The 10,463-nt window shown below is 65.5% G+C and carries 9 protein-coding genes; 6 read left to right on the forward strand and 3 right to left on the reverse strand.

From position 1 onward, the window contains the following. The first annotated feature begins 22 nt into the window (after positions 1–22). On the forward strand, positions 23–904 hold the full coding sequence (locus ACH488_RS16535; protein ID WP_397325647.1) for a CHAD domain-containing protein: 882 nt from the start codon (positions 23–25) through the stop codon (positions 902–904). Between the two features lie 179 nt (positions 905–1,083). Next, the gene (locus ACH488_RS16540; protein ID WP_397325648.1) at positions 1,084–1,284 is read left to right on the forward strand and encodes a YegP family protein; all 201 of its coding nucleotides are present in this window, start codon (positions 1,084–1,086) and stop codon (positions 1,282–1,284) included. A gap of 28 nt (positions 1,285–1,312) precedes the next feature. On the opposite strand, the gene ACH488_RS16545 is transcribed toward ACH488_RS16540, so the two are convergent. From ACH488_RS16545 to ACH488_RS16555, 3 genes are read right to left on the reverse strand one after another with little or no spacing between them, the layout of a single operon-like run. Then, positions 1,313–1,990, reverse strand: a complete 678-nt coding sequence (locus ACH488_RS16545; protein ID WP_397325649.1) for an NUDIX hydrolase — start codon at positions 1,988–1,990, stop codon at positions 1,313–1,315. Continuing rightward, positions 1,977–2,780: an endonuclease III gene (gene nth / locus ACH488_RS16550; RefSeq protein ID WP_397325650.1), complete on the reverse strand. Its 804-nt coding sequence runs from the start codon at positions 2,778–2,780 to the stop codon at positions 1,977–1,979. Before nth ends, ACH488_RS16545 begins: the two co-directional genes overlap by 14 nt. Before the next feature lie 11 nt (positions 2,781–2,791). After that, entirely contained in the window at positions 2,792–4,456 is a 1,665-nt protein-coding gene (locus ACH488_RS16555) for a hypothetical protein (protein WP_397325651.1), read from the reverse strand. Between the two features lie 470 nt (positions 4,457–4,926). Here ACH488_RS16555 and acs point away from each other — a divergent pair, with 470 nt between their 5' ends. The 4 genes from acs to ACH488_RS16575 all read left to right on the forward strand — a co-directional run bounded on the left by acs (position 4,927) and on the right by ACH488_RS16575 (position 10,160). Beyond that, positions 4,927–6,972, forward strand: coding sequence for an acetate--CoA ligase (gene acs, locus ACH488_RS16560; protein ID WP_397325661.1), 2,046 nt, complete (start codon positions 4,927–4,929; stop codon positions 6,970–6,972). 144 nt (positions 6,973–7,116) lie between these two features. Continuing rightward, complete coding sequence (locus ACH488_RS16565; RefSeq protein ID WP_397325652.1) at positions 7,117–7,914, forward strand: DeoR/GlpR family DNA-binding transcription regulator; 798 nt, start codon at positions 7,117–7,119, stop codon at positions 7,912–7,914. 142 nt (positions 7,915–8,056) lie between these two features. Beyond that, positions 8,057–8,800 (forward strand): ABC transporter ATP-binding protein, encoded by a 744-nt coding sequence (locus ACH488_RS16570; protein WP_397325653.1) that lies wholly within the window; start codon positions 8,057–8,059, stop codon positions 8,798–8,800. Next, entirely contained in the window at positions 8,793–10,160 is a 1,368-nt protein-coding gene (locus ACH488_RS16575) for an FtsX-like permease family protein (RefSeq protein WP_397325654.1), read from the forward strand. The genes ACH488_RS16570 and ACH488_RS16575 overlap by 8 nt, the downstream gene beginning before the upstream one ends. Positions 10,161–10,463 lie beyond the last annotated feature (303 nt).

Raw genomic sequence — 10,463 nt, forward strand, 5'->3', positions numbered from 1 at the left:
CGCACGGCGGGAAACTGTCTCCATGGACTCGGAGGTCAGGGCTTCCCTGGATGCGTACCTGTCCCTCCAGCTCGCGGAGTTGGAAGGTTGCCTGCCGCTCATTGCCGCGGCGGACCAGGAGGCCGTCCATGAAGCACGGCTCGCCCTGCGCCGGTTGCGCTCCGTCCTGTCCTGCTACGGCGCGTATCTTCCGCCGGTTCCGGAAAGCACCCGAAAGGACATCCGCTGGCTGGCCCGGTCCCTTGGAGAAGCCCGCGACGATTACGTGTTGTCCCAACGGATGACGTTGTGGCTGGATGCACCTGTGGCGTGGGTCTCAGCAGATGCCCTTCGTGCCGCCGTAGCCGGCCTGATTGGCAGCAGCAACAGCATTGCCCGGCGCGTGGCTGCGGATCGACGGGCAAAAGAAACCTTGGACGCCGCAGCGCGGGCCATTTTCCCTGGGCCCATCCAACAGGACGTAGGCAGCGCTCCCCACTTTGATGCTGCCGTGGTCCTGCTGCAGGCGGCTTGGGAAACTGCGCAGGGAAGCCTGGCGCGGGCATCGACTGCCGGAACCCGGCGCAACGAACAACTCCATCAGGCCCGGAAGGACATCAAGGGACTCCGGTATGCGGTGGAGGCGATCGCCGGGGCCGTGGGGAGCGAGGCCGCCACCATCATCCAGGCCGCGATGACCCTGCAGCGGGCCCTCGGCGAGCAGCACGACAGCGTGGCAAGCCTGGCTTGGTTGGCGGGATTGGCCGGACAGCCGGGATTGGACCCCGCGGACGTCCGCGAGCTGAGATCCATGGAACAGCGGCGCCTGGACCAAGCCGAGCACACCGTTCGGGAAGCACTCCGGACCTCGCCGATCCCTGAACCGCGCCGCGTACTCCAACCGGAATCACCCCCGGCACACTAGCCTCCGACCGGCCTTCCGACCAGTCACATAGCGCTTTGTGATGGAGAATGACCGTTCCATGACGGGTACCCGGAAGTAACTTTAATTCGCCCCACCTTCTGGATACGGTCTCTTTGTGGCGCGCAACACAAGCGCACACGCGACGCATGCAATGACGCATTGACGAGGGGGCAGCAACGATGGCTGGCAGGTTTGAAATTCTCAAGGACGGCGACGACGCTTACCGGTTCCGCCTCACCGCGGCCGACGGAACGGTGGTAGCCGAATCGCCCACGTTCAAGCATCTCAAGGGCGTGGTGGACGGCATCAATGCGGTCCGTGAGAACGCGGCCACCGGCCTGATTGTTGACCGTTCGACGGCGGCACGGCAGGCAGCCTGACCCCCACCCGCTGCGGTGGAACAGGGCGTTAAAGATCGACGTCGTGGAACTTGCCTTCGTCCCACGGGACCGTCCAGCCGAGCTCATCGAAGAGGCCGCTGAGCACCATTCCCGTGAAACCCCAGACCAGGAGTCCGTTCACGGTGAAGCCCGGGCTGGTGTACGTTCGTCCGAAGCGGCTGATGGTGGCCGTTACGCGGTTGACCGGATCCAGCAGGTCCCGCACCGGAACACGGAAAACCTGGGCGGATTCGGCATAGTCCACCACGCGGACCGGCGAAGGGGCATCCCACCAGGCCACCACGGGCGTCACCCGGAAGTTGCTGCGGATGAGTCCCAATTCCCGGATCACACCCAGGACGCGGACACCGTCGACATCCAGGCCCGTCTCTTCGACAGCTTCGCGCAACGCCGCGGCTACCACTGATTCGTCCTCGGGATCGACGCTGCCACCGGGAAAGGCCACCTGGCCGGGGTGGTCATCCAAGGTGTGGGCACGTTCAAGGAGGAGCACGTCCAGGTCCGCAGGCGCAATGGGGCGGTCAGACTCGGCCGGGATGTTGTCCAGCTTGCCGAAAAGCATCAGCACCGCCGCAGCCCTGTTGGTCTCCTCGCTGACTGGCAACTTGGTCCAGTGCTCGGAGGTCCCTCCGTCACCCGATTCATAGCGGGCCACCAGGGCGGACAGGTCCTCAAACGCCGTCAACAGGCCTCCTTTGTGATTCCATGCGGATCTCGGCCGCGCGGTGGGTCTCGGCCAGCAATCGCTCGAGCAACGCTTCGGCGCCGGGTGCGAGCTCGTACTTGAGCAGCTTGGCGGCCTTGACCGGGTCCGTCTCGCCGTCGCCGTAGCTTGGGCAGAGGCTGGCGACCGGGCACGCTCCGCAGGCGGGTTTCTTGGCATGGCAGATCCTGCGGCCATGAAAGACCACCCGGTGGGACAACATGGTCCAATCCCGGGGTTCGAACAGTTCGGCGACGTCGAATTCGATCTTGACGGGATCGTCCGATTCCGTCCATCCGAAGCGGCGCGCCAGCCTGCCGAAATGGGTGTCCACGGTGATGCCCGGGACGCCGAACGCATTGCCAAGGACCACATTGGCCGTCTTGCGTCCGACACCAGGCAAGGTCACCAGGTCCTCAAGCCGTCCCGGCACCTGGCCGTCGAACTCATCCACCAGCCGCGTGCTGAGGGCAAGGACGTTGCGCGCCTTTGCCCGGAAAAACCCCGTGGGTTGCAGGATGGCTTCCAGCTCCGTGGGGTCTGCCTCGGACAAGGCCCGGGCGTCCGGGTACCGGGCGAAGAGAATCTTGGTGACCTGGTTGACCAGGACATCGGTGGTTTGGGCGGACAGGACCGTGGCCACCACCAGTTCGAAGGGATTGCGAAAATCCAGCTCCGCGTGGGCGTACGGATATTTCTCCGCGAGGACCTTGTTGATCCTGCGTGCCCGTCGTTTGACGGCGAGCGGTGAACCAGCTGCGGTGATGGCCACGGTGTCCTGTCCTAGCCGCGTTCGATGTTGCTGAGCTCGCGGAGGACCCCAACCTTGCCGTCGGTATCCTGCACCAGGAATTCGTGGCCGCGGTCTTCCAGCGCCAGGACCCATCCGCCGGGCTCGATCACGAACGCGGGAGCGCCTGTCCGTTCATCGAAAGCTGTCCGGGGTTGGCCTACGGCAAACCAGAAGGCCTCGTAATGCGGAGCATCGTGCGATTCCTCGGGACGGCTTGCGGGGTCAACCGTAGCCCCGATGGAGTCGGTCACCGCCCGGGTGTCCGAAGAGACAATCGGTGTTGCCATGGTGGCAGCCCACGAACGCTCGCCGGACGGCTGCTGGGCAGCCGACTGGGCTTCTGCCGGCTGGGCCGGGGCCTGCTGGGCGGCCGGAGCTTGCGCGGCGTGCTGCGTGGTTGCAGCTTCCTGTGCGGACACGGACTTTTCAGGCTGCGCGCCGGTTGCGGGCTGGGCTGCCGTACCCTGCTGGGCCACGGCTTGCCCGGCGCCAGCCTGCTGTGCGCCGGTTGCAGGCTGGGCTCCGGCGCCCTGCTGCGCACCGGTTCCGGGCTGTGCTGCCGCACCATGCTGCGTCGCCGCCCCCTGCTGCGCGCCCTGCTGCGCACCGGTGCCGGACTGTGCAGCCGCACCCTGCTGGGGAGCGTGCTGGGTTGTTGCCTGTTCCTGGGCAACCGTTCCCGGCTGGGCCGGCTGCCCTGCGCCACTCCGGGGAACGGCGGGCGAAGCCTGGGTTGCCGGCGAACCTGATACGGCCGGGCCCGCCTGCGGTGCCTGGCCCGCCGGCTGAGGCGCTCCATGCGTGGCGGCACCCGCAGCGGCCGCGCCCGGGGTCACTGGCGCACCGGCACCGTGCGGCGCCTGGCCGTTGTAAGGCGTCTGGCCGTTGTAAGGCGCCTGGCCATTGTAGGCAGCTGTGGCGCCGTAAGAAGCCGGAGCGGACGCCTGCCCGCCCGAGTCTGCCGAATGCACGACGCCGGAAGCCTCACCCGGCTGCTTCGGTGCGGAACCACGCAATCCGGGGATGGAGAACCCGGGGGAAGACTTTCCTTCCTTGGCCGGCTTCGGTTCCTTGGGCGCCGACGGCTTGCGGGTGGGCACGGCGGCCGGGCGGGCCACGTTATGGGCCGGAACCTCGGCGCGGCCCTTGAAGTCAGCCGAGAGGAACGGCAGATGGGGACCCAAAACCGTTGCGGCAAGGAGGCCGAGGGAGCCAATCAATCCCAACAGCACTCCGCCGTTAAAGGAATCGGCAATCGTCAGGAAGAACAGGGGAAGGGAGAACGCGGCCGTGACGGAGGCGAACTGGTCAATCGAGAGCGAACCCACCCGGACGATGGTTCCTGGCTGCAGGCGGCGCGCTACGAACAAAGCCGCCACAACCAATGGCAGGAGGATTCCCAAGAGGAGGAAGAAAAGGTTACCCAGGTTCCAAAGGTTGTAACGCCCGCCGAACATCGGCAGCAGCGAAGCGACGAACATCAAAAGTACTGAACCGAAAACGGTCAGGTCGCGGATCGTAAAGGGACCCAGCACGGCGTCGAATTTGGCGGTGGCACCGGAAACACTTTGGTTGCCTGATGGGGTGGCAGCTCCAGCCTTGGTGTCCGGTCCCGCTGTCTGCGATTCGTTAGGGCCTGGTCTCAGCTGGTTCATCTCTATCTCCTTCGTGCGGCGTCGTCTTGGACAGTCCGGACCGGCCATCCGCAGCATTCCGCGGTACAACCTGACACGCCTCTGGGCGTCCCCAAGACTTATTCAGCCTATGCCACCCCACAGACAGTCTTCTAGCTGAAACAGGCCGTTCCGCTTCGCCCTCAGCTAACTCCAAGGTGCCTTACAGACAGGCACGGGAGACTGTGACGCCGGACGACGAAAGCGAGTGCCGCCGTCGTCGTCATGTAAGCGGTTCCCCGGCGGCAGAGGCGCCATTCGGCGCCAAATCCGTACCGCTCACTGGCCACTTTGTGACCACGCACACGTAGGACCTCCCAAAGCGATAGTGTTGGGGGCGGACAGCACTGCGGCACGCTTCGCGGGACCACGCACGACGCCGGAACACGGCCCGTGCGCGGACCGTGAGGCCGTGTCTGCGCAGCAAAGATCGATGAATGATGAGGTTCACCATGTCCCAGGACACCAACGGATCCACGGCCACCGCTGCAGCGACGACTGCTGGAAGCGGACAGGCACCACATGTCGAGGCCCTTGAAAACCTCCTTCATGAGAACCGGAAGTTTGCGCCGTCGGCTGAGTTCGCGGCGGACGCTGTTGTTGCAGCTGATGAGTACGCCCTGGCCGAGGCTGACCGGCCTGCGTTTTGGGCGAAGCAGGCCCGTGAGTTGCTGTCCTGGGACAAGGACTTCACGGAGGCGTTGGATTGGTCCAACCCGCCCTTTGCCAAGTGGTTTGTTGGCGGCGAGGTCAACGCCGCGTACAACGCGTTGGACCGGCACGTGGAGAACGGCTTGGGGGACCGGGTAGCGATCTACTTCGAGGGCGAACCCGGGGACACCCGCACGTACACCTACGCTGAACTCACCGAAGAGGTGAAGAAGGCAGCGAACGCTTTCGAGGCGCTCGGTGTGGCCAAGGGCGACCGCGTGGCCGTGTACCTGCCCATGATCCCTGAAGCCGTGATCACGCTCCTGGCGTGTGCCCGGATCGGTGCCGTGCATTCGGTGGTCTTCGGCGGGTTCTCCGCGGACGCGCTCCGGTCCCGGATCGAGGACGCCGAAGCCAAGCTCGTGGTCACCGCGGACGGCACCTACCGCCGGGGGAAGCCCTCCCCGCTCAAGCCCGCCGTGGACGAAGCCCTTTCCAAAGAAGGTCACACGGTCGAAAACGTCGTTGTGGTCAAGCGCAACGGCGAGGACGTCAACTGGGTCGAAGGCCGGGACCTGTGGTGGGACGAGACTGTAGCCGCGGCCGGGACCGAGCACACCGCCGTCGGGCATGACTCCGAACACCCGCTGTTCATCCTCTACACCTCCGGCACCACGGGTAAGCCCAAGGGCATCCTGCACACCACCGGCGGGTACCTCACCCAGGCCGCGTACACGCACAAATCCGTGTTCGACCTGCACCCGGAAACGGACGTGTACTGGTGCACCGCCGACGTCGGCTGGGTCACCGGCCACTCCTACGTCACCTACGCCCCGCTGGTCAACGGCGCCACCCAGGTCATGTACGAAGGCACCCCGGACTCCCCGCACCAGGGCCGCTGGTGGGAAATCGTGGAGAAATACAAAGTCTCCATCCTCTACACCGCCCCCACCGCCATCCGGACCTTCATGAAGTGGGGTAGGGAGATCCCGGGCAAGTACGATCTGTCCTCCATCCGTGTCCTGGGTTCCGTGGGCGAACCCATCAACCCCGAAGCGTGGATGTGGTACCGCGAAGTCATCGGCGGCAACGCCGGGAAGAACGGCGAAACGAAGAAGAACCCCGCCCCGATCGTGGACACCTGGTGGCAGACCGAAACCGGCGCCCAGATGATCGCACCCCTGCCCGGAGTCACGGCCACCAAGCCCGGCTCAGCCCAGGTCCCGCTGCCCGGCATCGCCGTGGACGTCGTGGACGAGAACGGCGCCTCAGTGGCCAACGGCGAGGGCGGCTACCTCGTGGTCCGCGAACCGTGGCCCTCCATGCTCCGCGGTATCTGGGGCGACCCGGAACGGTTCAAGGACACCTACTGGTCCCGGTTCGAGGGCATGTACTTCGCCGGCGACGGGGCCAAGAAGGACGAAGACGGCGACGTCTGGCTCCTGGGCCGGGTGGATGACGTCATGAACGTCTCCGGACACCGTCTCTCCACCACCGAAATCGAATCCGCCCTGGTCTCGCACCCTGCCGTGGCCGAGGCAGCCGTCGTCGGTGCCGCTGACGAAACCACCGGACAGGCCGTCGTCGCGTTCGTCATCCTCCGCGGCGACGCCACCAACAACGGCGACGAAACCGTCCTGGAACTGCGCAACCACGTCGGCAAGGAAATCGGCCCGATCGCCAAACCCAAGCAACTCCTCATCGTTCCGGAACTGCCCAAGACCCGCTCGGGCAAGATCGTCCGCCGCCTCCTCAAAGACATCGCAGAAGGCCGCGACACCGGCGACGCCACCACCCTGGCCGACCCCTCGATCATGACCCAGATCGCCGAATCGCTCCGCAAGTAGCGTCCGGCTTCCAAGCAGCGCCCGACGGCGTCGCCCACCCGCGGTGGTGAGCGGCGCCGTCGTCGTTTATTCCGTTACGGGACGCCCGTGCGCCCTAGACTGTAGCCAGACCCACCCCAGACGAGGCTCTCCAGAAAGGTCCTGATGCTCCAGGCAGCACGCCATTCCGCCATCATCGACGCCGTCCAGCGTGAGCGCGTGGTGCGCGTCTCGGACCTCGCCCAATTGCTGGGGGTGTCCCCCATGACCGTGCGGCGGGACATCGAGGCGCTGGAGGAAATCGGCCGTGTTGAGCGCATCCACGGCGGTGCCAAGCTACCCGGAGATGCCAGCACCCATGAGCCCGGTTTCGAGCTCAAGTCCACGCAACTGACCGTGGAAAAGCACGCAATCGCCGTTGAGGCGGCCTCGTTGGTACAGGAAGGCATGGCGATCGGCCTCAGCGCCGGCACCACCACGTGGGCGTTGGCGCAGGAACTCGTCCACGGACCGCGGATCACCGTGGTGACCAACTCTGTGCGCATTGCGGATCTGTTCCATCACGGCTCGTCCTCCGGGCCGGGACGTTTTGGGTCCACCGTGATCCTGATCGGCGGCGAGCGCACACCGTCGGACGCCCTGGTGGGTCCGATCGCCACGTCATCGCTCAAGCAACTCCACCTGGATGCGCTGTTCCTCGGCGTCCACGGCATGGATGCGCAGGCGGGCTTCACCACGCCCAATCTGCTGGAGGCCGAGACCAATCGGGCGTTCATGGCCTCGGCCCGCAGCACTGTGGTCCTTGCCGATCACAGCAAGTGGGGCGTAGTCGGGATTGCCTCGATCGCCGGGCTGGACGAGGCCGATGAGCTCATCACGGATTCGTTGTTGGGTGAGGACGCGAGGGGCGTGCTGGAAGAGAACGTCGCGAAGCTGCGGATCGCTGGGGCTGAGCCCAAGTAGGGGACACATAATGCTCCATTGACGGCCCAATGCGCCGTTTACTGTCCCCCAGTTGAGTCTCATACCGCGGGTGGAGGTGGTCCCGCACAGTTCAGCCACCGGGTTGACGCCTGCGCCCCCGCACCTTGGACATGCTGGATGTATGAACGCCATCCTCCACGCCCAGCAACTCACCAAGCATTACCCCGGAAGCGTCGCCCTGGACCACGTCGACTTCGCCGCGCGGGCCGGTGAATCCATTGCGATCATCGGTCCGTCCGGTTCCGGGAAGACCACCCTTCTGCACTGCCTCGCCGGGATTCTGAGGCCCGACGCCGGTTCGGTCACCTTGCAGACCCCCTCGGCGCCGCTGCGCTTGGATACGTTGGGGGACGCAGCACTGTCCCAACTGCGCCGCGAGGAATTCGGTTTCGTGTTCCAGCAGGGCATGCTCCTGCCGGAACTGACGGCGGTCGAAAACGTGGCCCTGGCACTCATGCTGAACGGCACGGACCGAAGGACTTCCGAATCCCGCGCTGCCGAATGGCTTGGGGCTTTGGGACTGGCCGGCATGGAGCAGCGGCGCCTCGGCGAGCTCTCAGGAGGGCAGGTCCAACGGGTGGCGATCGCCCGGGCACAGGTAACGGGCGCCCGGGTGGTCTTCGCCGACGAACCGACCGGCGCCCTGGATTCGGCAACATCCGGAGAGGTCCTCGATGTCCTGCTCCGCTCGGTCGCCGCCAACGGAAGGACGCTCCTGGTGGTGACCCACGATCCCAACGTGGCTGCCCGCTGCAGCAGGATCGTCGAACTCCGGGACGGCCGGATCGTGGCAGACAGCGCCGGGCCCGTAGCGCCCTCTCCTGCTGCGGCTCCCATCAACTTCAAGGGAGCCTTCAATGTCTAGCCTCACCATGGCCATCCGGCTGACTCCGTATGTAGCCCGCAGCAACGGAGGCTTCCGGGAGTCGGGCCTTCGCGACGCTGGACTTCCCGTCCTGGCCTTCGGAACTGTCACCGCTTTGCTGCTCACAGTCGCTGGCGGTTCGCAGGTTTTCTGGTCATGGAATGACCCGATCGCCGGCACCTACCAAGCGTTGGCCGTCGTCGCGATGGTCCTCCTGGTGGTCCCGCTGCTGACGCTCGGCGCCTCGGCCGCCCGACTCGCCGCCCGCCGTCGTGATGACCGCCTGGCTTCCCTCCGGCTGTTGGGAGCCAACAGTGCAACCGTCGTGTGGATGACAGTCATCGAGTCCACGGTCCTTGCGGCAATCGGCGCCGTGGCAGGTGCGGGGCTCTACGCGTGCGTGGCGCCGTTCCTTGGGCTGATCCAGTTCCGGGGACATGCCATCGGTTCCTACGCCTGGCTGCCGCTGCCCGCCATTCTGTGCTCCATCTTCTCCGTCTGCCTCTTGGCTGCGGTCAGTGCCGCACTGGGACTGAGGAAAGTGGTGGTGACACCGCTTGGCGTCCGGACCAGGCAAACGGCCGACGGCGCGCACTGGGTCCGCGGGCTGGTGGCGGCTTTGGTGGTGGTCGTCGGGGTGGTGGCCATGGGGATGCTCAGCAGTTTCGGTGCGTTCATTGTGATCATCGCCGTGATGGGCGGCTGTTTCGGTATGGCACTGCTGGCGCTGAACCTCATGGGACCGTGGATCCTGCGCTTGATGGCATCCGCGCACCTGAAACGGGCGCGTCGACCGGAACAACTCTTGGCCGCGCGGACGGTTTTGGAAAGCCCCAAGGAATCGTGGCGGCAAGTTGGGGGCGTCGCGATGACCAGTTTTGTGGGCGTGTTCGTGGGAGTGGGCATGGCGGTAGCGGACACGATGGGTGGAAGTGCAGGTGATGAGACCGCGCTGTTGGTGCGCGATATCAACACTGGAGTCATGATCACGCTGCTGGGTTCGTTCCTCATGGTTGCGTGCTCGGCAGGCGTGAACCAGGCCGCCGCAGTGCTGGACCGGGCGTCAACGCTCGTTGCAGTGGACCGCGTGGGAATGCCCCGGAAACTCATGGTGGCGGCGCGGGTCAGGGCAGTGATGTCACCCTTGTTCCTGGTGGCCGGGATTTCCGCTGCTGCTGCGGCGGCGTTGGTGCTTCCTTTGACCGGGATGGTCCTGTTGACGCAGCCTGTGGTGTTCCTGACCATCGGTGCGGTGTTCGCGGCCGGGTTCCTGCTGGTCCGGCTGGCCGTCGCCGCGGGCACGGCCCAAATCGGCCAAGTCCTGGCCCGCCCCGAGCGCTACGCGAACATGGACTCCTGACCCTCTCTCACCAAACCACCCAATCCCCGCGACGCTCTCTCACCAAACCACCCATCCCCCGCGACGCTCTCTCACCAAACCACCCAATCCCCGCGACGCTCTCTCACCAAACCACCCAATCCCCGCGACGCTCTCTCACCAAACCACCCAATCCCCGCGACGCTCTCTCACTAAACCCATTTTCCCAATCGCTCCCTCACCTACGACTTGGGGTTAGCCTCTGTTGGTGGACACCTGAAGTAGCGGGATCGTGGGATTCTGCGGGAAGGTGTTCTTGTGAGCACGACACGACGTAAATTCACT

The sequence above is a fragment of the Paenarthrobacter sp. NPDC018779 genome, from assembly GCF_044391085.1.
Classification (GTDB): domain Bacteria; phylum Actinomycetota; class Actinomycetes; order Actinomycetales; family Micrococcaceae; genus Arthrobacter.

Bases quoted from the DNA above. Each gene is read 5' to 3' on its own strand.
- ACH488_RS16565 (WP_397325652.1), top strand. From the start codon at position 7,117: ATGCTCCAGGCAGCACGCCATTCCGCCATCATCGACGCCGTCCAGCGT.
- ACH488_RS16570 (WP_397325653.1), top strand. From the start codon at position 8,057: ATGAACGCCATCCTCCACGCCCAGCAACTCACCAAGCATTACCCCGGA.
- ACH488_RS16540 (WP_397325648.1), top strand. From the start codon at position 1,084: ATGGCTGGCAGGTTTGAAATTCTCAAGGACGGCGACGACGCTTACCGG.
- acs (WP_397325661.1), top strand. From the start codon at position 4,927: ATGTCCCAGGACACCAACGGATCCACGGCCACCGCTGCAGCGACGACT.
- ACH488_RS16555 (WP_397325651.1), bottom strand. From the start codon at position 4,456: ATGAACCAGCTGAGACCAGGCCCTAACGAATCGCAGACAGCGGGACCG.
- ACH488_RS16575 (WP_397325654.1), top strand. From the start codon at position 8,793: ATGTCTAGCCTCACCATGGCCATCCGGCTGACTCCGTATGTAGCCCGC.
- ACH488_RS16535 (WP_397325647.1), top strand. From the start codon at position 23: ATGGACTCGGAGGTCAGGGCTTCCCTGGATGCGTACCTGTCCCTCCAG.